This window comes from Brucella gallinifaecis (assembly GCF_006476605.1).
GTDB lineage: Bacteria > Pseudomonadota > Alphaproteobacteria > Rhizobiales > Rhizobiaceae > Brucella > Brucella gallinifaecis.
In genome coordinates, this window is the sequence record NZ_ML636808.1 from 1 (window position 1) to 21,624 (window position 21,624).

Sequence of the window (21,624 nt, forward strand, 5' to 3'; positions counted from 1 at the left end):
GTTCTCGGCATCTAAGCCGAAGTCAGGCAGAAATTCCACTTATCTCCGCTGTCCAGATTTCCCGAACCACCTCTGTATTGATTGTGAGGTTGCCTCGCACCAGGCCATAAATTCCACCCAGCGAGTCCCCCATCCTGTACACGTATTCTCCCGGCTCAAAACTTACCAGCAAGGATCTTTTCAGCACTTCGTTCTGAAATTCAGGGTTCTGACTGGAGAGCCAACCATTTGATCTCATGATCAAATCGGCTTCTTTCCTATCCATAGAAAAGTTTTGCGCCAGAGATCCTGAAAAAACCATTCATGTGTTTCCTTGCTGCATCCATTAGAAACCATGCTAGAACTATAAAAAATTATTGTAGAATGAACCTGAGGTTCAATCTTTTAAAATATATGTGCCTAAGTTTCTAGCTGAGTTCAGTCTAATTGATTGAAAAATATTTAACTATGTTTGCTTTACAGCTCAGGGGAATTATATGCGCAGCGGCCGTCATTTTAAAACTCAAGTGTTCATCGTATCGCTGTTACTAGCTGGCATCAATTCGGCACTCTCCGATCCTGCCACAACAACAACTCGCGATGCTAATGAGAAGATCCTTCAGCAGCTTCCCTTTGAAGACAGAAGAGAATTTGACGATGCTGCAAAAGGATTGCTACTGCGGCCCGAAACACTGACGATCAAAAGCGATGATGGCAAAGTAGTCTGGGATTTGGAGAGCTATAAGAAGTTCATAACGCTTGATAGCCCTGCTCCAGCGTCCGTGAATCCGAGCCTTTGGCGCAATGCTCAGCTAAATCTCCAATACGGCCTTTATGAAGTTACAGACGGGATATACCAGGTCAGAGGATTCGATCTGTCGAATATCACTTTCATTCGAGGCGATACTGGCTGGATCGTTTATGATGTTGGCAGTTCGGTTGAAACAGCAAAAGCTGCTTTCGCGCTTCTCACACAACATTTCGGAGAACGTCCTGTTGTTGCAGTCATCTACAGCCACCCTCATGTCGATCACTATTCAGGCGTAAAGGCTATTATAAACGAAGACGATGTTCTTTCCGGCAAAGTTCGCCTGATCGCTCCTGAGGGTTTTATGGAGCATGCAGTCAGCGAGGGAGTGATCGCCGGAAACGCGATGACCCGTCGTGCCACCTATATGTACGGTGTTCTTCTTCCGCGCAATGCAGAAGGCAGCGTTGGCGCGGGTCTTGGGCTTACCACTCCCCGTGGGACCGGTACATTAATTGCGCCCAATGAGTATATTAAAAATGATGGCGAAACACTGACTGTAGACGGAATTGAGATGGAATTTCAGCTCACTCCCGGAACAGAAGCCCCTGCGGAAATGAATACGTATTTTCCAAAGTTCCGTGCGATGTGGATGGCAGAAAACACAGTCTCTACCATGCATAATATCCTGACGCTTCGTGGTGCGCAGGTCCGTGATGCATTGGCCTGGGCGAAATATATAAACGATACCATAGATCGTTATGGCGATAAGATAGACGTGAAATTTCAATCCCACCATTGGCCAAAATGGGGAAACAACAATATTAACGACTATCTGAAAAAGCAGCGCGACCTTTACAAATTCATCCACGACCGTTCTGTTAATCTCCTTAATCAGGGCTATACCGGAGAAGAAATCTCCGAAATGATCCGACTTCCTAAAAGCTTGGAAAGCTTTTGGCCCGGCCGTGGCTATTACGGGACTTTGCGACACAATTCGCGGGCAGTCTATCAGCGTTACATGGGCTGGTATGACGGCAACCCCTCGGATCTGGATAACCTGCCTCCTGTGGAAGCAGCCAAGAAATATGTTGAATATATGGGTGGGGAAGAAAACGTTGTAGGCAAGGCTAAGGCAGATTTTGATAAGGGCGAATATCGGTGGACGGCCACTGCATTGAAGCATGTTGTTTTTGCCAACCCTGAGAATACGGATGCCAAAGAGCTATTGGCAAAGAGCTATGAACAACTGGGCTATCAGGCTGAAGCTGGACCATGGCGTTCTATATATCTGCAAGGTGCCTATGAATTGCGCAACGGAACGCCAAAGCTCACGACGAAAGGCGGCAGTGCCAGCCCAGATGTGATACAGGCAATGACGCCTGAAATGCTGTTTGATTATCTGGCTGTTCGCTTAAACGCTGAAAAAGCAGAAGGAAAAATTCTTTCCATCAATATTGACTTTACAGACCTTAAAACCACCTACAACCTCGCTATTGAAAACTCTGTTCTCGTTTATAACAATAAAGCTGATCCGCGAGCAGTTGCGACGGCAACACTTACCAAGTCTGCTTTAGACAAAGTCAATCTTGGCGAATCCAGTTTGGATGATGAAGTGAGCTCCGGGAATATCAAAATAGTAGGCGACAGTGGTGCTTTCCAGGAGTTCATATCATTGATAGATAGCTTCGACAGCAGTTTCAACATCGTAACCCCTTGATAAAATATAATTTTCTCTTGAAGAAGGGGCATCGTTTTGAAAAAAATTTTGACGGGTTTATTAATTTTACCGCTGTATCTGCCTTGCTCCGCTTGGGCAGACGGCGCACGCGACTGGCTGAATGTGCCAGTCGACATGAACTTTGCGTATATTTATTATACATACTCAAATGCAGAGACATCTATCAACTCGGCTTTGCCCATTACAGGCGCGTCGGTCAATTCAAGCATTCCTATATTCCGATATGCGCATAGCTTTGATTTAAATGGACAGATCGCGGGTATACAACTCGTAGTTCCCTACGCATTTGTCGATGCAAATCTAGACGCAACGAGGATAGGTGCCAACGTAGATGGCTTTGGAGACATCCAGGCAATTTTCCTCGTCAATTTAGTGGGCGCACCGGCGCTCTCCAAGGAAGCCTTTGCCAACTGGACACCAGAGCCCTATCTGACAGCATCCCTGGCTGTTTCCATACCCACCGGTCAATATGATAGAGAGAGAGTGGTAAATATCGGTGCCAATCGCTGGGGCTTCAAACCTCAACTGTCCGTTGGTGTGCCTTTAGGTGGAGCAGCAGACTGGATCACGGCAAACGCAAATGTGCAACTATTCACGAATAACGATGCATACCATAAGGACAAGACTCTTGCACAGGACCCATTATTTACGATTGAAGCTCACTACAGCAAAAACTTGAATAAGGCATTATGGGTTTCTGCGGATGCGTTTTATAGTTACGGTGGACAAACATTTGTCGACGGAACTTCTCAGGATAATTTGCAGAGCACGCTCAAGCTTGGCATTGGCGGGAGTCTCAACCTCACTCCTGTAGATGCGATTGCTGTAAGCTGGAATACAACTGTTGCCAAAAAAAGCTACACGCCAAACAGCCAAATGTTTTCCATAAATTTTAGCCACGCATGGTGAAATCAGCACTGTAGATATCAGGCAGCGCCTATTCTATCCCAAGCTCGTCATCGCTTTGCATAAGCCAAAAGAAAACTTTAAAGCGCACAGCTGCTCAGTGAGTTTTCATGTCATAGGTAAATTCTAAAGCATCCTCTATGTCCACACCAAAATATCTGACCCTATTCTCAATCTTGGTCTGTTTGAGATAGCCACTTTCATTCGCCGAAGCGAGAGTGTGCTATACTCTCACGTCGCATGCCAATCGGAGTCTGTCTCTGCGATTTCGCAATGGTGCGTCAGCCGATCAAGAAGTGCAGTTGTCATTTTGGCATCACCATAGACAGTGAGCCACTCGCCGAATGCCAGATTGGTCGTAACGATAATTGAGGTTCTGCCTTGTTGCGTGTTTCAGTTTCAAGTCGATTGACCAGATCAAAAGCATTGAAGAAACGGCCCCGTGTGTCATTGCGCGTGAGGCGGCCTATAAAGCCAATGATCAGGATATCGCCGATCTTCGGGCGATTGTTGGCCGTCAGCGTGAAGCATTGGGTGATGCGGATGCATTCATTTCGGCTGATATGGAATTTCATAGCCGTATTGCAAAGATTTCCGGCAATCCAATCTTTGTTGGTGTGAGTGAGGCCATGCTCGCATGGCTGCGCGAGTATCATACTCATATGCTGATCTGGACGGGTAAGGAAAATTATACGTTGGTTGAGCATGAAGAAATCATAGATATGCTCGCTGCCAAAAATTCAGACGGTGTAGAAGCTGCGATGCTTCATCATCTGGAGCGCTCGCGTGCGCTATATACAAAGTAGAATATTTGAAAAAAATGAAATGAATTCCTATGATACAACCTATTGCTGAGTAATGAATGTTGCATGGATTTGCCGTGGGTTTTTGTAATCAGTTGTAATTACATAGAATCTGTTTGGAACAAGATGCAACATGAAAACGGTGCGCAATCGAGTGTTTCATTTATCCATCTTGTTGATTTTATTAAGGAAAGCTTTGGCTGGGGAGCCTGGATTCGAAGTAGGAGTAACTGAGTCAGAGTCCAAGCCAATATATTGATAATATGATAATCATTTTGCAAAACGATGTATTTCATGTCCTATGTGAAACAATGGGTTAGCTGCCAAATCCAAACCATTATTTTGTAATTTGGCACGATGGGTTCGCATATAGTTGCTAGCTTCAACTGAGTTTAATAGACTTCAGCTTTTACCCCAAGAGCGGTTGAAAAGAAGGGGCCACATTAGGACATCGCTATGGCCGCCGCATCTAATCCTGACAGCTGCGTATTAGACGCGCCCTTGGGGTCAATAGTGCTAGTTTAAGTTCAGCTTAGGACCAAGCGCTGCCAGCAGCCGGGTGTTAAACCGAAGTTTGCTTTGAACCGGCGGTTCATATGAGCCTGATCGCTGAACCCGGCATTGATCGCTGCATCGGCTAAGGCTAGGCCTGCTGCGATATAAAAACGCGCCCGGTCGATACGACGCATCGTAAGATAACGATAAGGGCTTGTGCCGTATGCTTTGCGGAATTGGCGGGCGAGTTCGTAACGATTCTGCCCTGTAACGTTTTCAAGCTCGCTTGAAGCCACAGTCCTGCAAATATTTGCCTCAAGATATTCCCGCGCTAGGCGCACAGCTCTAATGTCGATAAAACTGCGTTGGGAGTTTTTGGTAGAAGCATCATATGCGAGCAACCCATCTGTCAGACGGGCCATTATGCCATCTAATGCAATTGGCTCTAATATCACATCCATGTCTGCAAAAGCCGAATGTATGGCGTTGAGCAATCTCGGATCGCCTAACACAGCATCTTTCACGAATGGAAGCGCACCGGCCGGTCGGCCTAGCGCCTCTCTGATAATTGCTGGTTCAACATAAAGCATGCGATAGTGGAAACCCTGCTCGTTTCCTGCTTCGCCATTATGAATTTCGTCAGGATGCAACACGATGACGCGCCCCGCCGTACTGTTCAAACGTGTTCCGCGGTAGTCGAAGCTTTGGACGCCATTAATCGTGTAACCGATCGAATAAGTGTCGTGTCGATGGGAAGCATATGCTTTGCCTGAAAAAAAGGCTTCTATTCGCTGGATTTCAACTTGCCGCGGGGCTGAACGGACCCAGTCACTCGTGCACGATCGTTCAAGACCTGATGTCATCTCCTGTGGCACACAACTTTGGTGACTGTCGTTAGCTGAAATTTCGTTTCTCCTTAACGGTCTAACAATGAGGAAACACAGATGAAAATAATTAATCTTGATGAAAAGCTGAACCAATTTTCAAGCCACTGGGACCCGCATGTCATCGCAGACTACAATGAAAATGACGTAATGGTAGTCAGATTTATTGGTGAGTATCCCTTCCACAAGCATGACGCGACTGATGATTTCTTCTACGTCATCGAAGGTGAAATGGAAATTGATATTGAAGGAGAGGCGTCACGCACCGTCAAAGCCGGCGAATTGTTTGTGGTTCCTAAAGGTGTTGTGCATCGCCCACGAGCCGAGAATGAAGTGAAGGTTCTTCTGATCGAACCGAAAGGCGAACCAAATTCAGGTGATTCCGATCGCGAACCGGCCTCCAAACCACGCATCTGAAATGACCGCTTTGGGCCGGAGTTTGCCATAGCCACAGTCCAATTGATGATCCGCTTTCTGAGGCTGTCTCCGAAAGCTGTCATTTTGCTTCTAACTTCGTCTAAGTTATAAACAGATCGATCCAATAATACCCCCCGCAAAAGCAGTCTGACAGACTTTTGATGCTTAAGAGGTTTGGAAAGTGTACCGTTGTTTTGAATTTAAACTATAACAGAAATAGTGAGTTATCTGGTTCAAAAACCGTGGCTTACGAAGTTTACAAACCAAAAAATGTAGACTAATATACAAAAAGCTTAACAAAATCAAATGGCTGGGGAACCTGGATTCGAACCAGGACTAACGGAGTCAGAGTCCGTGGGTCTACCGTTAACCTATTCCCCAGCAGAGTATTTAATTTTAGCCAGATAAGACTAAAAGGGTAGCGAACAAAGAACTTTTCTTTGTTTGTCTGCGGCCATCATCTAGCGAACTCAAACAGCTAGCGCAAGCCCCTCTTTGAAAAAATGTGGTAAATTCAGATATTTCTTTGTTATCCTGGTAGAGATGTTGTCTGTGCATTCCTGGGCTTGCAGCAGGCAAAAAGGCCCGGCAGCAGAGCTGCCGCCGGGCAAGGGGCAGGCTACCGGGAGGCGACCCGGTATGTGAAGGTGGCGCCTGCCAGATGTTCCTTCAGCAGACATGCCTGGCGGCTGTTATGCGCGCCTGTGCAAGATCTGCCAGAATACGTGTTGGATTCTCCGCGCTGCGCATATGGGTCGCGGTATAAAGATCTTCACTCTTTAGCCCGATGTCTTTGAGCAGATAATTGTCGAGTGTATTGATATGCTGGATATGACGACGACTATTTAAGAGCTTCCAGCGATGCAAAATTGATACAGATACAGCTTTTGCAATTTGCTGTAGCATGGACGCTAATGCGCTGGTTGCAGGTAAAAATGTTGCAGGGCTCTTGCTGGTCGCTATCATTGCCGCTCTCCTTCAAGCGTGCAGGTTTGAAGTGATCCCTGTTGGCAGCTCATATGCTTACCTTTGGGAACCTATAATCCAGAAACCGATCAGTTTCGGATATGATGACTTTATCTAATAATGAAATTGATTATTCCAGTGAATGTTTTTAATGTAATAGTTCAATAATAGTGATGGATTTTCTCGATGAACGCTCCGTTAGATCTGGATCAGTTGCAGACCTTTATTGCTATTGCGGATATGGGTAGTTTTACCAAGGCGGCGGATAGTGTGTTTAAAACACAGTCGGCTGTTTCCATGCAGATGCGTCGTTTGGAAGATCGCATCGGAAAGCCACTTTTCGAACGCGATGGCCGTATTAATCGTCTGACTGAAGATGGCGAGCGATTATTGCTTTATGCGCGTCGTATGTTGTTATTGAATAGTGAAACCATTGCGGCTTTCGATGATAAACAGCTTGAAGGGCATGTACGTATCGGCACGCCGGATGATTATGCAGATCGGTTCCTGCCGGAGATCATGGCACGGTTTGCGCGTTCGAACCCGCGTGTGGAGCTTTCGGTGGTTTGCGAACCAACAGTGAATCTTGATGAAATGATTCGCCGTGGCGCACTCGACATTGCCCTTGTCACGCAATGTGATGACAAGCGTCGTTCTGAGGTTGTGCGTACCGAACCACTTCTGTGGGTGACATCAAGCAGTCATACCGTGCATGAAGAGGTGATATTGCCGCTGGCAGTCGGGCGCCCGACATGCATATGGCGACATGCAGCCATTGATCTTTTGGAACAGGCGGAACGGGATTATCGCATCATCATAACGAGTTGGTCGGCAACCGTGCTGGCGGCTGCTGTTTTATCAGGGCTTGCTGTTTCTATTTTACCGGAATGTGCGTTGCGGCCAGGGATGCGTGTTTTAGGCGAAGCAGACGGTTTTGGTGTCTTGCCGGAATTTGGTATTGGTATCATGCGCGGCCATACGAAACAGAACGCTATTGTTGACGCACTGGCGCAGCATATTGTTGAAAGTCTTGATAATATTTCATCGCCAGCACCGGCAGTGATGGCTTCAGGGGAAATAGCATCTTTCCCATCGGTGCGTACGCGGCGAGTGCGCAATAATGAATTATTACCCGGCTGGTGACAATGAAGTTGCATATATGGCGGCGTCTTGTCCCGTTGACCATTGAATGGCGGCTGATACCTATTATGAAATGAGCATGAGTTCAGAATCGATAACGGACAACAGCGCTACCAATGTCGCTGAATATAGCGTTTCCGAAATTTCCGGTGCATTGAAACGCACCGTTGAGGATACGTTTGCGCATGTGCGCGTCCGTGGTGAAATTTCGGGCTATCGTGGACCCCATTCATCGGGACATGCTTATTTTTCTTTGAAAGATGATCGCTCACGGCTTGAGGCAGTGATCTGGCGCGGGTCGATGGGACGTTTGCGCTTTAAGCCGGAAGAAGGGATGGAAGTCATTGTTACCGGTAAGCTGACAACTTATCCGGGGTCATCCAAATATCAGATTGTTATTGAGCAGATGGAGCCGGCAGGTGCAGGCGCCTTGATGGCACTGCTTGAAGAGCGCAAGCGCAGACTGGCGGCCGAAGGCTTGTTCGATCCGGCAATGAAGCAGCTTCTGCCATTCATGCCAAAGGTGATCGGGGTTGTTACTTCGCCAACAGGGGCGGTCATTCGAGATATTATTCATCGTATTTCTGATCGCTATCCTTTGCATGTCATTGTCTGGCCGGTGCGTGTACAGGGGGAAACCAGCGGCTCAGAAGTGGCAGCAGCAGTAGACGGTTTTAATAGTCTGCCCCAGGATGGCTCAATTGCACGCCCTGATGTGCTGATAGTGGCACGTGGTGGTGGCAGTCTTGAAGACCTTTGGGGGTTCAATGATGAAATCGTGGTGCGTGCGGTAGCCGCTTCGCATATACCGGTTATTTCAGCTGTTGGACACGAGACGGACTGGACACTGATTGATCTGGCTGCGGATGTGCGTGCACCGACACCGACAGGTGCTGCCGAAATGGCGGTGCCGGTTAAGGCTGATCTCGTGGCAACAGTCGCTGCACAATCTGCACGTCTCACTTCTGCCATAGCACGTTTCATCGATGTGAAGCGTCAAGCATATCGCGCTGCCGGTCGCGCTTTGCCATCTGCCGATCAGTTGCTGGCTTTGCCGCGCCGTCGTTTTGATGAGGCTGCTTTGCGGCTGACGCGAGCACTTTTTGTGAATACACAAAAGAAGCGTGTTCATTTTGAGGGGCGGGCACGTATGCTGTCTGCCCGCTTGTTGCAGCGCAGTTTTGATGAGCGGAAACGTCATATAAAGCTGGTTGAGCAGCGATTGCCACGCGCATTGGAATCCTTTTTGCGCGAACGCCGTACGTTGTTTGCAAGGCGTTCTGACAGATTAACATCCGATCCTATATTGCGCCGTATAACCCTTGCAAACAGTGTTGCTGATCAGCTTCAACGGCGTTGTGATCAGGCGATCAACATATTGATTGAACGCATAAAAAGGCGTGGTCAGGAGCTGGAGCGTCTGATGCGTACACTTTCTTATGAAAGTGTTCTGGATCGTGGCTTTGCAGTTGTGTTTGATGCAGAAGGCAAGCCCGTCAAACAGGCCGCAAGTGTTTCGGAAGGTGACGCTTTATCTATTCGTTTTCGTGATGGTGATGTGGCTGCAAGGGTTGGAGATGCAACCGATTCGTCATCAACTTCTATGACCCGTCGTAAAACACCAACATCTGGCCGTGGTGGGCAAGGCTCATTATTTTAAGTGCGCCCCGAAAACTGTCATAGTTTTGAGACGCACTCTAATTATTTGTTTCGCTGTTTTTCGAGCTTGCTTAGTAAGCGTATTCCAGAAAGATTGGTTCGACAGAACCACCCCAGACGCTGTGATAGGCTTTGAGCATGCGTTCAGCATCGGTGATGCCGGCTGCAACGATTTCTTCGAGCGGTGCGAGGAAATGCGTTTCATCAAAACCGTCACTGTTTAACTGTTTGCGATTGAGAAGACCCAGGCGGGAGATTTCCAGCGTTTTTCGCGCAATCTGTGCCACAGGTTTACCGCGGAATGAGGCATTGAGTGCTTTCGCAGGAACGTCATTGCGTAGTGCGAGAACCTCTTCATAGGTCCAGTCTTTTGTCAGTTCTTCAGCGGCATCCAGTGCTTCATCATCATAAAGCAGGCCAACCCAGTAAGCAGGCAGGGCACAGATGCGGCGCCATGGGCCACCGTCAGCTCCACGCATTTCGAGGAAGCGCTTGAGGCGTACTTCCGGGAACAAGGTCGAAAGATGGTTTGTCCAGTCGCCCATGTTTGGCACAGGGTCGCTGACTTCGCCCTTCAAAGCACCATTCATGAACTGGCGGAAGGTGACATGTGTGCAGTCGTGATAATGTCCGTCGCGCAAAATGAAATACATTGGCACATCGAGCGCCCATTCAACATAATCGATGAAGCCGAAGTTTTCTGAGAAAACAAAGGGCAGCACCCCTGAGCGCTGGTTGTCCGTGTCTCGCCAGATATTGGAGCGCCATGACAGAAGATTGTTGGGTTTACCTTGCGTGAAAGGTGAACTGGCAAACAATGCGGTCGCGATCGACTGCAATTTCATCGAAACCTGCATCTTGCGGCGCATATCGGTTTCCGAACTGAAGTCGAGATTAACCTGAATGGTCGAAGTGCGGTACATCATGTCGAGACCTTCATGCCCGACTTTAGGCATGTAGTTGGTCATGATTTTATACCGTGATTTTGGCATGACCGGCGTTTCAGCCAATGTCCATTTCGGGCTGCCACCAAGTCCGAGGAACCGAATCCCGAGCGGTTCAGCAATTTCACGCACCTGCGAAAGATGCGCATTCACTTCGCGGCATGTCTGATGGATGGATGATAGCGGGGCGCCTGACAATTCAAATTGGCCGCCCGGCTCAAGCGAAATTGCGCCCTGTCCGGTTGGCTCAACAAGACCAATAATATTGTCTTCGTCAATAATTGGTTCCCAGCCGAGCTTGGCTTGCATGCCTTCGAGAATCGCTTTGATTCCGCCTGGCCCTTCATAAGGAACAGGGCTGTTATCAGCGGTATAGAAAGGAAATTTCTCGTGTTCGGTGCCGATGCGCCATGCGTCTTTTGGCTTGGCTCCTTCAGCAAGATAGGCAGCGAGTTCTTCAACACTGCTCAGTGCTGTTTCATCGGTCGTGTCGCGTGCCATACATATTATCCCTGGTCGAATTTGTCTTTGTCAGCGTGATTGGACAAATTTGTCAAATCACGCAAGTCAATTTCATTGATGATTGGATTTTATTGAATTCATGAGGGTGTTTTCCAGTCACCCAATACGGCCTGTACAAGGGTGAGCGCTGCAACAGCCGCTGTATCGGCACGCAGAATGCGAGGCCCAAGTGGAATTGCAGTTACAAAAGGGAGGTCGTGCAATTGCTGACGTTCGCTTTCCGAAAAACCACCTTCAGGACCGATTAACACGGCATAAGCGCCAGGTTCGAAACTGTTGAGAATGCTCAGCGGATTATCTCTTTCATGACCTTCATCACAAAAGATGAGGCGGCGTGACGGGTCCCACTGCTCCAGAAAGCGATCAAAGCGTATAGCATCACGGCATTCGGGGATTGCAAGCACACCGCATTGCTCGGCTGCCTCGATCGCATTTGCCCTGATGCGGTCTGTGCCGAGTCTGGTTACTTGTGTATGCTGTGTCACTACGGGTTGCAGTACACCTGCACCCATTTCCACGGCCTTCTGCACCATATAATCGAGCCGGCCCTGTTTAAGTGGCGCAAAGCAATAAATCAGATCGCAGGGTGCAGGCTGTGGCCGCGTCTGTTCAATCATTTCCAGAAAGAGCCGCTTTTTACCCTCGGGACGTAGTCTGACCTTCCATTCACCATTCCGCCCGTTAAAGGCTAAAACTTCGTCGCCTCCTTTCAGCCGCAATACATGCGTCAGATAATGGGCGATTTGTGATGGTGCTTCGACAGTTTTGCCGTCAGCAAGGTCTGCTTCAATGTAAATTCGTTGCATTTTGTAATTTGCGCGCATGATCATATCGATGGCAGAGGCCTTGACCCATGGTCAAGCCTTTTGCTGCCCGATGCCGTGCAAAATGCTATTATAGTTGAAATCATGACCCATTGGTTTGATGAGAATGGCATCTAAAATGACTAGATGTACAAGCTTATCCTCATTTGATCGGATAATTCGTTGCCACTTTGCCACAGGTGAAAATCATTTGGGTTTTCCACCCTGAAAGAAACAATTGTAACGATGGCGTTCAGTTGCGGGTAACTTTTTTCAGGTGTAGTGGAGGCCATGTTCCGGGTGGCAAATGATCTGGCAAGGTGCAAGCTTTGCTCATCAAGAAAACTCGGTCTCCTATTTCCGGTAATCCGTCAAAGAGTTTTCTATTATGACCACTAAACATGCCGCACTTCTTACAGTTTTGATGGTTTCCGGGATCGTGTTTATGGCAGTTGGAATTTTTACCGTCGATGCCGGTAACAGCATGACTTCCACTGACGGTTATGGCGTTTCCAGTGCGCGTTAAACAGCTGGCATAGCGGCTGGACCAGTCACTTCCAGAAAGCGTTTTTCCTGCCCATTGATGACGATGGCTGACAGCTTTCCATTCTTCCATGCATAGGTATCGAGGTTGACCCGATTGGGGTGGACATCGACAATAGTTTGCGGTGTATGACCGTGGATGATGACCTTCTGTAAGGGGTCTGCCCATTTCAGAAATGATGTTCTGATCCACATCAGCTCGTCACGGTCCTGCGCATCCAATGGAATGGTTGGGTTTACACCTGCGTGGCAGAAGAAAAAATCTCCGAAGCTTATAGAAGAGGGCATTGAACGGATGTAATCGACATGCGTTTGTGGAATGGCATGTAAAAGCTTGGAATATGCTGCTTTTGCCGATGCTGGATCAGCGTAGTCGACATCCACGCCGTAGGATCGCGCTGTGTCACTCCCCCCATGCAGTGCAAATATACCATTGGTATCGCCGGTTGCAAGATAACGCAGCAAACCATCATCATGATTGCCGATCAGTGAGATAATGCGCGGATCATTGGTTGACGCTTGAATGAGAAATTCAAGAACACCATTCGAATCCGGTCCTCGGTCGATGTAATCGCCAAGGTGAATAATGCGCCAGTCATGGGTTGGATGATGGTCTATATCGGCGCGGATCAACCCGTGCATATCTTGCAACAGGTCAAGGCGGCCATGGATATCACCTATAGCATAAAGCCGGATATCTTCCGGGCCTTTTGCTTCGTTTAAGGTTACGTCACTCATGAATCAGCGCTCTCTTTCACGTCTTTTCCAGCCCGCTGACGATAGCGCAGGCGTGATACGCGCTCACGTTCGTCGTTGAGTTCGCGGTCAGTGGTTGCCTGTTCGACAAAACGGATATGATTTTGAACTGCATTGCGCGCTGCTTGCGGATTGCCTGCAATCACTGCGTCGTAAATGGCGCGATGTTGTGACAGCAGCATGTCAGCGACGCCGGGATAACTGTAAATCAGACTGCGATTATAAAATACGCCATCTTTCAGAAGCTGATAGCAGGAGCGTAAAGTGTGAAGCAGAACGATATTGTGAGCAGCTTCTCCGATTGCGTTATGAAATTCGACATCGAGTTGGGCACCCTTATCCAGATCATTGGCATTATTGGCGTTTTCCATCGCTGTCATGATTTCTGCCAGTAGAGCCTTATCGGCTGAAGTGGCGCGTAGCGCTGCATATTCCGCTGTAATGCTTTCGATCTCGCGGCGATATTCAAGATAGTCAGCCGTTGCCTTGCGATGTTCAGCGAATAGTTTCACAACCGGAGCACTGAATAGCTGGCCAATGACATCTGCCACAAAGGTTCCATCGCCATGGCGTGAAATGACAAGTCCCGCATTTTCAAGCCGTTTGAGCGCATCACGCAGGATAGGGCGCGATATGTCGAGTTGTTGTGCAAGATCGCGTTCACCTGGAAGCTTGTCGCCACCGCGAAGAACGCCTTCCAGGATGAGGCTCTCGATCTGGTGGACAACGTCATCTGCCGTACGGCTGACTGGAATGCGAGAAAATACTGGTTCGGTCATGATGGTAAGTTAGCTTCAAGCGGAGATTACAGCAACGAATCTCTTGATTGCATAAACAAAAACCCCGGAAGCGATGCATCCGGGGTTTGAAACGTGAAAAACTGGTATCAGGCTTTCTTGCGCTTGCGGCCAGAGATGAAAACAACGAGCCCGGCAACGATCCCATACATTGCCCATTTGAAGGGCAGAACGTCGGCAGTTTCACTGCGGATTGGAAGAACGGTAACAGTTCCTGGACGGCTTTCAAAGCCAGTCTTGCCTTCTGCTTTTGCCTGCTCGATCTGTTGCGGGGAAACAACCCATTCAGCACCGCGCGATTTGTCATAAAACATAAAGCCACAGCCAACAACGATGGCGACGATGAGTGCAAAAATAAGGCGGGGGCCTGTGTTCATTTTCATTCCTTAATTTTTTGACGGATGTCTTGCAGTCCGGTCGCGTTCATACGCAATCATGTTTGCTTCGTCTATTATTTAGAAATGCCTTGTGGAGAACTTCCGCTCTCCCAATAAGGAACCGGTCCATAAAGATCGGCCAGATAATCGATAAAAAGTCTCACTTTGGCGGGAAGAAATTGCTTTGATGGGTAGACTGCGTGAATGGCGACATTTCGCGATGCCGTATATTCAGGCAAAACCTGTACCAGCTTCCCGGCTGCGAGATCCGGTCCCACATCCCATGTTGAGCGCTGCGCGATGCCAAGCCCTGCGAGCACTGCTTCACGCACCAGTTCACTTGAATTGGTCTGGAGCGGACCGACGGGCCGAATGGTAATTGGCCCTTGTGGTCCTTCAAGCCGCCATGGGTCATTATTATGGGGCGCAAGGCAGATATGATCGGTGAGGTCTTCAATTGTCTTAGGCGTGCCGCGTTCAGCAATATAGGCCGGCGAGGTCACAAGAATGCGGCGCACAGGTGCAAGACGGCGAGCAACAAGGGTTGAATCTGACAATTCACCAATGCGGATTGCAAGATCATAGCCATCCCCGACAATGTCGACCATATCGTCTGAAAGCTGCATATTTACAGTCAAATCAGAATTGGCACGCATGAATGGTACCAGATAGGGCGCAATATGCATTCGTCCGAAAGTGGTAGGTGCAGAGATTTTCAAAGTCCCACGGGCATCTGCGGAGCGTCTTGCAACAAAGGTCTCAGCCTCTTCGATGCTGGATAAAATTGCCAGCACGCGCTCGTGATAGCCTTCACCTGCTTCGGTGAGCGCAATCTGGCGTGTCGTACGTTGGAGAAGGCGGGTGCCAAGTCGTTCTTCAAGTCTGCCAAGTCTTTTGGATACGACAGCAGGCGACAGGCCGAGATCGCGTGCAGCTGCGGACATGCTGCCAGTTGCGACAACACGTGCGAAAATCTCCATATCGGCCAGACTGCTCATCATGATAGTTTCAAAACCTCCCCGACAGCTCCATGTGCTGATTATCATCTAACCGAGGGCTTGTCTGGATCGCAAGGCGATTATGCCGCAGCGTTAAAACTGTTTCGCCATAGGCAAGACTGGTAAATTCAGTTTACCAGTTAAGAGAGGGCGCTGGAAGCGGAGGAATATATGAGCGGATTGATCATGCCGGAGCCGGATGCAAATGTTTTGCAAAGACGGGCTGACATCGTGGCAGATTTGCGCAATATCGTGCCGGGCGAGGGTGTTGTCGATACCGTCAATGCGATGCGGGTTTTTGAAAGCGATGGTCTGACTGCGCATCGATCCTTGCCGCTGGTCGCTGTCCTGCCAGAAACGGTTGATCAGGTCGCACAGGTTTTGCGCTATTGTCATGACAATGGCATTCGCGTGGTGCCACGTGGTGCTGGCACATCGCTGTCTGGTGGCTCCATGCCGCTGGTTGATGCTGTGCTTCTTGTCATGTCGCGCTTCAATCGCATCCTTGAAATTGATTATCCCAATCGTGTGGCAGTTGTGCAGCCGGGTGTAACCAATCTGGGCATTACAAAAGCGGTTGAGCATGAAGGTTTTTACTATGCGCCTGACCCGTCTTCGCAGATTGCCTGCTCGATAGGCGGCAATGTTGCCGAGAATGCAGGGGGCGTGCATTGCCTGAAATATGGTCTTACTGCCAACAATGTGCTGGGTATCGAAATGGTACTGATCACCGGTGAAGTCATACGACTTGGCGGCAAGCATCTTGATAGCGAAGGCTATGATCTTCTGGGATTGATGACAGGGTCGGAAGGTCTGCTTGGTGTGGTGACCGAAGTTAGCGTTCGTATTCTGCAAAAGCCTGAAACTGCGCGCGCTGTTATGGTCGGCTTTCCGTCAAGCGAGCAGGCAGGGCAATGTGTGGCGGATATTATTGGGGCGGGCATTATTCCGGGTGGCATGGAAATGATGGACCGGCCTGCTATTCAGGCGGCTGAAGATTTTGTCCGCGTTGGCTATCCGCTTGATGTGGAGGCGCTGCTGATTGTTGAACTCGACGGACCGCCGATTGAGGTGGATCATTTGATCGGGCAGGTTGAGGCAATCGCGCTTGAAAATGGTTCGACCACTTGTACGCTTTCGCAATCAGAAGAACAGAGACTGGCTTTCTGGGCAGGGCGTAAAGCTGCTTTCCCGGCAGTGGGGCGCATATCACCGGATTATCTTTGTATGGATGGAACCATTCCGCGCAAGGAACTGCCACGGGTATTGGCGGGTATGCGTGAATTGTCTGAAAAATATGGGCTGCGGGTCGCCAATGTTTTTCATGCGGGTGATGGCAATCTGCATCCGCTCATCCTCTATGATGCCAATATTCCCGGAGAGCTTGAAGCCGCAGAAAATTTCGGTGCCGACATTTTACGTCTTTGTGTGAAAGTTGGCGGTGTGCTGACTGGCGAGCACGGTGTGGGTATCGAAAAGCGCGATCTTATGCCGGAAATGTTCAACGAGATTGATCTTGACCAGCAGATGCGTGTCAAATGTGCTTTTGACAGCAAACACTTGCTCAATCCCGGCAAAGTATTTCCACAATTGCGCCGCTGTGCCGAGCTTGGCCGTATGCATGTGCATCGCGGCGCATTGGCCTTCCCCGACCTTCCGCGTTTTTGATCTGTGGTTTTGATGATGACTGATGTAAATATTATAAAGCCGCAAGATGAAGAAGCTGTCCTTGAGGCCGTAAAATGGGCGCTTGGCACCTCCACTCCGCTGGAAATTATCGGCAATGGCTCAAAGCGTAAAATAGGTCATCCGGTGCAGGCCGCTCACATTCTGGATGTATCGCAGCTTTCTGGCATAACGCTTTATGAACCGGATGAACTGGTTCTTTCGGCCAAGGCTGGTACGCCTGTTGCCGAGATTGAAAACTTGCTCGCCGCAAACAATCAGTGTTTTCATTTTGAGCCGATGGACTATGGCCCCTTGCTTGGTGGAAAAGCCGGACAGGGGACGATTGGCGGCGTGTTAGCTGCCAATCTTTCTGGACCGCGTCGCTTAAAAGCGGGTGCGGCACGTGATCATATATTGGGCGTACGGGTGGTTTCGGGTCGTGGGGAATTGTTCAAATCCGGTGGGCGCGTCGTCAAGAATGTCACCGGATATGATCTTTCCAAAGGCATGGCTAATTCTTGGGGCACGCTGGGTATTGCAACGGAAGTTACATTCAAGGTTCTGCCCAAGCCTGAAACCTCTGTAACGCTGGCTGTTCGTGGGCTGGATGACGAGAAGGCGTCGCGCGTCATGGCCATGGCGATGGGGTCGCGCGAGGAGGTCGCATCGAGCGCTCATTTGCCACCCAGTGTTATCAATCGCTTTCTCGATGGCAGGCTGGGCTGGGATGCTGCGACCCTTTTGAGGCTCGAAGGCTTTGCGCCATCTGTTGCGCATAGAGCCAGGCAATTACAGGCGATGCTTCACAGCACCGGAGCAATTGACGAGCTTGATGAGCATCAATCTGCACAGCTCTGGGCAGAAATACGCGATGTGTCGCCCTATGCACAGGCGGGTGACAATCGGGTGGTCTGGCGTGTTTCGATGGCTCCACTTCAGGGCTGGCGCATGGTGGATGAGTTTCGCCGTCATGCAGGTGTTGATGCCTATTATGACTGGCAGGGTGGGTTGATCTGGATGCGGATGGAGGCGGAGCCGGAAGCCAAGACGCTGCGCAAGCTGATCGCCAAATATGGTGGCGGGCATGCAACATTGATAAGAGCGTCGGAATTTATACGTGCAAAAACGCAAGTATTTGAGCCGCAACCCGCAGCGCTTGCAGCATTGTCACAACGATTGAAACATCAGTTTGACCCGGAAAACATTCTAAATCCGGGACGTATATATTCTGAGCAGGCGGGAGTTTAAGCCATGCAAACTCATTTCAGTCCCGAACAATTGCTCGATCCCGGTGTGAATGAAGCGGACAAGATCCTGCGTAAATGTGTGCATTGCGGGTTCTGTACCGCGACATGTCCAACCTATGTGACGCTTGGCAATGAACTCGATAGTCCGCGTGGCCGCATTTATCTGATCAAGGATATGCTCGAAAACGGGCGTCCGGCGGATGAAGAAATCGTGCGCCATGTCGATCGCTGCCTGTCCTGTCTTTCCTGCATGAGCACCTGTCCATCGGGCGTCAATTATATGCATCTTGTCGATCATGCGCGTGCGCATATCGAAAAGACTTATAAGCGACCTTTCATGAACCGTTTTTTGCGTGGGCTTCTGGCGCAGGTCATGCCTTATCCGGGCCGGTTTCGTCTGGCGCTCAAACTTGCAAGGCTTGGCCGTCCCTTTGCGCCATTCATGCGAAAAAGTGAGAGCCTGAAGCCCATGGCAGCTATGCTGGAACTTGTGCCGCAAAGCCTGCCCTCCAAAGCTGATCCCGAACCGGTCAGTACGCCTAAGGGAGAAAAGCGTGGGCGCGTTGCAATTCTTAATGGCTGTGTGCAACCCGTACTCAATCCCGGTATCAATGCAGCAACACTCAGACTGCTCAATCGGTTTGGGATTGAAGTGGTGGCACCAAAGAATGAAGGCTGCTGCGGTTCGCTTGTTCACCATATGGGGCGCGAGGAGCATGGACTTGATCAGGCACGGCACAATGTTGATGTCTGGACGCGCGAAATCGATGCAGGTGGTCTTGATGCGATTATCGTGACTGCTTCGGGCTGCGGAACGACGATCAAGGATTATGGTTATATGCTGCGGCTCGATCCAGCCTATAGGGATAAGGCAGCGCGTATATCGTCACTTGCCAAGGACATTACCGAATATCTCACCACGATCGAACTGCCCAAACCTGAAGAGCCGAAAACGCTGAGCGTTGCCTATCATTCGGCTTGCTCCATGCAGCATGGTCAGAAAATCTTGCGTGAGCCAAAAGATTTGCTTTCAAAAGCTGGCTTTAAGGTGAAAGAACCGCTGGAGGGGCATCTTTGTTGTGGTTCAGCGGGCACTTATAATATTATGCAGCCTGAAATCGCGACCAAACTTCGTGACCGCAAGGTCAGGAATATTGAGGCCACAGGTGCCGATCTGATTGCGACCGCAAATATTGGCTGCATGACGCAGATTGCAACAGGCAGTAAATTGCCGATTGTTCATACAGTTGAATTGCTGGACTGGGCCTATGGTGGTCCAAAACCGCTGGCACTTACAGTGTAAAATAACGGCGTTGACTGCAACGCCGTTATTTTAAAATCAAACGACCGAGAAGGTCGCAGGATTTGGCCCGATACGGCCATCTGGCTTGTCCAGCTTGGTAATCGCATCATGGTCTGTGCCATTGAGACTAAAATCGAAAATCTCGAAATTTTCCTTGATACGCGCTGGTGTAACGGATTTTGGAATAACAATATTGCCGGTTTCGATGTGCCAGCGCAGGATGATCTGTGCGACTGATTTTCCGTGCTTTTCAGCAATGGATTTCAGGGTCGGGTTTTCCAGAATGGTGCCTTGCCCCAGTGGGCTCCATGCTTCGGTTGCGATGTTATGCTTGCTGTGAAACAGGCGTAGCTCGTCCTGCTGAAACTGTGGGTGCAGTTCAATCTGGTTGAGAACCGGAACAGTGTCACTTTCCTTGAGAATGCGCTCAAGATCGGCAATCTGGAAGTTCGACACGCCGATAGATTTCGCCCGGCCTTCTTCCTTGATCTTGATGAGCGCACGCCATGTATCCATGAAAAGATCTTTGGATGGAAGCGGCCAATGGATCAGATAAAGATCAACATAATCAGTATCAAGCTTCTTGAGGCTTTCGTCAAAAGCCTTGAGCGTTGTCTCATAACCCTGTTCTTTGTTCCAGAGCTTGGTGGTCAGATAAATGTCACTGCGGGCAATGCCAGATGCATTAATTGCTTTGCCGGTGCCTTCTTCATTGCCATAAATGGCAGCAGTATCGATGTGCCGGTAGCCCACTTTCAGCGCTTCGCTGACCGCTGAGATGGCTTCGTCATTGCCCACCTGCCAGACACCGTAACCGAGCTGCGGGATATGATTGCCGTCGTTTAGTTTTACTGCCGGTACGGTCATGATCAGTCCTTCCCTCTTACATATAAACTCTTCGTTTTACTTCCACAGCATATGGGTGTTCGGATTAAAAGTGAAAGATATTTCGACGGTCTTTTTGCGCGAAGGTGGTCGTTTTTCCTATAAAAACGTCAAAAATTTCAATTTGATGACAATTCAGGCCGCAGTCACATTCGCGACAACGGCCTGAATAAAGGGTTTGCAGCAGGTTTTGATCAGCGAACGACCACGCGTGTACCCACAGGAACACGGCCATACAGATCGGTCACATCTTCGTTACGCATACGGAAACAGCCTGAAGACATGGCTTTGCCAATGGTCCAGGGCTGATTGGTGCCATGAATACGATAGAGCGTTGAACCGAGATAGAGTGCGCGTGCGCCAAGCGGATTATTGATTCCGCCTTTCATCTGGGCCGGGAGTATGCGCCCTTTTTTACGTTCCCGCGCAATCATTGTTTTAGGCGGAGTCCATGTTGGCCACTCAGCTTTGCGGCTCACTTTCTGGGTGCCTTTCCAGCCAAAGCCCTGCTTGCCGACACCTATGCCATAGCGACGCGCCTGACCGTTGCCTTCAACGAGATAAAGAAAACGTTTGCCGGTATCGATCACAATGGTTCCCGCTTTCTCTCCGCCTGAATAGGAAACACGCTGCGGCAGGAACATGGGATCAAAATGCTGTTTCTTGCGCACAGCCTTTGCTGGATTGACGGCCGGTCGCTGCTGGCTCACATTCTGATAGCGTGCTTTGGAGGGTTGCTTCTTTTTAACAACGGTGCGCTTTTGCGGTTGCGCAGTGCCTGTTTGAGGCAAAACACGAACAGCTGGGCTGCCAAGTTGCGCAAGCCAGCGTTGTGATGTTGCATTATCGATGCGCACTGGTGGTTTGGTCGCATAACGATCATTTGCAAAAGCCATGCTGGTGGTAACAATGGAAACGGCAATCGCCGCAAAGGATCCAATCAAAAGCAGATGACGTGGTTTCATAAGCCAAATCCGTCTCTTTTGCGCCCTGCATTCACGCTGACGCGGTTGCCCATCGCACTCCTGACATCCCCTGTCAGT

Annotated in this window: 20 protein-coding genes, 1 tRNA gene and 2 pseudogenes; 10 read left to right on the forward strand and 13 right to left on the reverse strand. The window is 49.4% G+C overall.

All coding sequences use genetic code 11. The features are described 5' to 3' along the window. Positions 1–22: 22 nt before the first annotated feature. Positions 23–301 (reverse strand): cyclic nucleotide-binding domain-containing protein, encoded by a 279-nt coding sequence (locus FHY56_RS12820; RefSeq protein ID WP_140905603.1) that lies wholly within the window; start codon positions 299–301, stop codon positions 23–25. 175 nt (positions 302–476) lie between these two features. Here FHY56_RS12820 and FHY56_RS12825 point away from each other — a divergent pair, with 175 nt between their 5' ends. Next, a complete protein-coding gene (locus FHY56_RS12825) occupies positions 477–2,447 on the forward strand; it encodes an alkyl/aryl-sulfatase (RefSeq protein ID WP_140905604.1) in 1,971 nt (656 codons plus the stop codon). Between the two features lie 36 nt (positions 2,448–2,483). Next, positions 2,484–3,377 (forward strand): transporter, encoded by an 894-nt coding sequence (locus FHY56_RS12830; RefSeq protein ID WP_210240055.1) that lies wholly within the window; start codon positions 2,484–2,486, stop codon positions 3,375–3,377. Between the two features lie 228 nt (positions 3,378–3,605). On the opposite strand, the pseudogene FHY56_RS12835 reads toward FHY56_RS12830, so the two are convergent. Beyond that, positions 3,606–3,859, reverse strand: a pseudogene (locus tag FHY56_RS12835) (ATP-binding protein); the annotation flags it as partial. On the opposite strand from FHY56_RS12835, the pseudogene FHY56_RS12840 reads away from it, so the two are divergent. Then, a pseudogene (locus FHY56_RS12840) lies at positions 3,824–4,180 on the forward strand (FCD domain-containing protein); the annotation flags it as partial. The pseudogenes FHY56_RS12835 and FHY56_RS12840 overlap by 36 nt on opposite strands. Positions 4,181–4,704: 524 nt before the next feature. On the opposite strand, the gene FHY56_RS12845 reads toward FHY56_RS12840, so the two are convergent. Next, positions 4,705–5,652, reverse strand: coding sequence for an AraC family transcriptional regulator (locus FHY56_RS12845; protein WP_235889495.1), 948 nt, complete (start codon positions 5,650–5,652; stop codon positions 4,705–4,707). On the opposite strand from FHY56_RS12845, the gene FHY56_RS12850 reads away from it, so the two are divergent. Next, positions 5,617–5,973 (forward strand): cupin domain-containing protein, encoded by a 357-nt coding sequence (locus FHY56_RS12850; protein WP_140905606.1) that lies wholly within the window; start codon positions 5,617–5,619, stop codon positions 5,971–5,973. The two genes, FHY56_RS12845 and FHY56_RS12850, sit on opposite strands and share 36 nt — an antisense overlap. Positions 5,974–6,280: 307 nt before the next feature. Here the strand turns inward: FHY56_RS12850 and FHY56_RS12855 are convergent. Next, a tRNA-Gln gene (locus FHY56_RS12855) sits at positions 6,281–6,354 on the reverse strand. A gap of 288 nt (positions 6,355–6,642) precedes the next feature. Continuing rightward, positions 6,643–6,939, reverse strand: a complete 297-nt coding sequence (locus FHY56_RS12860; protein ID WP_140905607.1) for a hypothetical protein — start codon at positions 6,937–6,939, stop codon at positions 6,643–6,645. Between the two features lie 186 nt (positions 6,940–7,125). Between FHY56_RS12860 and FHY56_RS12865 the strand changes: the two genes are divergently transcribed. Both FHY56_RS12865 and xseA read left to right on the forward strand, forming a co-directional pair. Next, positions 7,126–8,082 (forward strand): LysR substrate-binding domain-containing protein, encoded by a 957-nt coding sequence (locus FHY56_RS12865; RefSeq protein WP_140905608.1) that lies wholly within the window; start codon positions 7,126–7,128, stop codon positions 8,080–8,082. A gap of 70 nt (positions 8,083–8,152) precedes the next feature. Next, complete coding sequence (gene xseA, locus FHY56_RS12870; RefSeq protein ID WP_376890359.1) at positions 8,153–9,739, forward strand: exodeoxyribonuclease VII large subunit; 1,587 nt, start codon at positions 8,153–8,155, stop codon at positions 9,737–9,739. 70 nt (positions 9,740–9,809) lie between these two features. Here the strand turns inward: xseA and FHY56_RS12875 are convergent, their stop codons facing one another. Both FHY56_RS12875 and FHY56_RS12880 read right to left on the reverse strand, forming a co-directional pair. Next, positions 9,810–11,183 (reverse strand): glutamate--cysteine ligase, encoded by a 1,374-nt coding sequence (locus FHY56_RS12875; RefSeq protein WP_140905610.1) that lies wholly within the window; start codon positions 11,181–11,183, stop codon positions 9,810–9,812. A gap of 98 nt (positions 11,184–11,281) precedes the next feature. Beyond that, positions 11,282–12,028, reverse strand: a complete 747-nt coding sequence (locus FHY56_RS12880; RefSeq protein ID WP_140905611.1) for a 16S rRNA (uracil(1498)-N(3))-methyltransferase — start codon at positions 12,026–12,028, stop codon at positions 11,282–11,284. A gap of 367 nt (positions 12,029–12,395) precedes the next feature. Between FHY56_RS12880 and FHY56_RS17920 the strand changes: the two genes are divergently transcribed. Continuing rightward, complete coding sequence (locus FHY56_RS17920; protein WP_168927607.1) at positions 12,396–12,533, forward strand: hypothetical protein; 138 nt, start codon at positions 12,396–12,398, stop codon at positions 12,531–12,533. Here FHY56_RS17920 and FHY56_RS12885 read toward each other — a convergent pair. The 4 genes from FHY56_RS12885 to FHY56_RS12900 form a co-directional block, all read right to left on the reverse strand. Continuing rightward, positions 12,530–13,288, reverse strand: a complete 759-nt coding sequence (locus tag FHY56_RS12885) for a metallophosphoesterase (protein WP_140905612.1) — start codon at positions 13,286–13,288, stop codon at positions 12,530–12,532. The genes FHY56_RS17920 and FHY56_RS12885 overlap by 4 nt on opposite strands. Then, the gene (locus FHY56_RS12890; protein ID WP_140905613.1) at positions 13,285–14,085 is read right to left on the reverse strand and encodes an FCD domain-containing protein; all 801 of its coding nucleotides are present in this window, start codon (positions 14,083–14,085) and stop codon (positions 13,285–13,287) included. The genes FHY56_RS12885 and FHY56_RS12890 overlap by 4 nt, the downstream gene beginning before the upstream one ends. 107 nt (positions 14,086–14,192) lie before the next feature. After that, on the reverse strand, positions 14,193–14,480 hold the full coding sequence (locus tag FHY56_RS12895) for a hypothetical protein (RefSeq protein WP_140905614.1): 288 nt from the start codon (positions 14,478–14,480) through the stop codon (positions 14,193–14,195). 74 nt (positions 14,481–14,554) lie between these two features. Beyond that, positions 14,555–15,481 (reverse strand): LysR family transcriptional regulator, encoded by a 927-nt coding sequence (locus FHY56_RS12900; RefSeq protein WP_140905615.1) that lies wholly within the window; start codon positions 15,479–15,481, stop codon positions 14,555–14,557. Positions 15,482–15,649: 168 nt separating this feature from the next. Between FHY56_RS12900 and FHY56_RS12905 the strand changes: the two genes are divergently transcribed. From FHY56_RS12905 to glcF, 3 genes are read left to right on the forward strand one after another with little or no spacing between them, the layout of a single operon-like run. Beyond that, positions 15,650–17,146, forward strand: coding sequence for an FAD-linked oxidase C-terminal domain-containing protein (locus FHY56_RS12905; RefSeq protein WP_140905616.1), 1,497 nt, complete (start codon positions 15,650–15,652; stop codon positions 17,144–17,146). Positions 17,147–17,161: 15 nt separating this feature from the next. Beyond that, positions 17,162–18,394, forward strand: a complete 1,233-nt coding sequence (gene glcE / locus FHY56_RS12910; protein WP_140905719.1) for a glycolate oxidase subunit GlcE — start codon at positions 17,162–17,164, stop codon at positions 18,392–18,394. A 3-nt stretch (positions 18,395–18,397) separates the two neighbouring features. Beyond that, on the forward strand, positions 18,398–19,696 hold the full coding sequence (gene glcF, locus FHY56_RS12915; RefSeq protein ID WP_140905617.1) for a glycolate oxidase subunit GlcF: 1,299 nt from the start codon (positions 18,398–18,400) through the stop codon (positions 19,694–19,696). Between the two features lie 36 nt (positions 19,697–19,732). On the opposite strand, the gene FHY56_RS12920 is transcribed toward glcF, so the two are convergent. Together FHY56_RS12920 and FHY56_RS12925 are read right to left on the reverse strand one after the other, a co-directional pair. Next, positions 19,733–20,563 (reverse strand): aldo/keto reductase, encoded by an 831-nt coding sequence (locus FHY56_RS12920; RefSeq protein WP_140905618.1) that lies wholly within the window; start codon positions 20,561–20,563, stop codon positions 19,733–19,735. Between the two features lie 212 nt (positions 20,564–20,775). Then, positions 20,776–21,546, reverse strand: a complete 771-nt coding sequence (locus FHY56_RS12925) for a L,D-transpeptidase (RefSeq protein WP_140905619.1) — start codon at positions 21,544–21,546, stop codon at positions 20,776–20,778. Between the last annotated feature and the right edge of the window lie 78 nt (positions 21,547–21,624).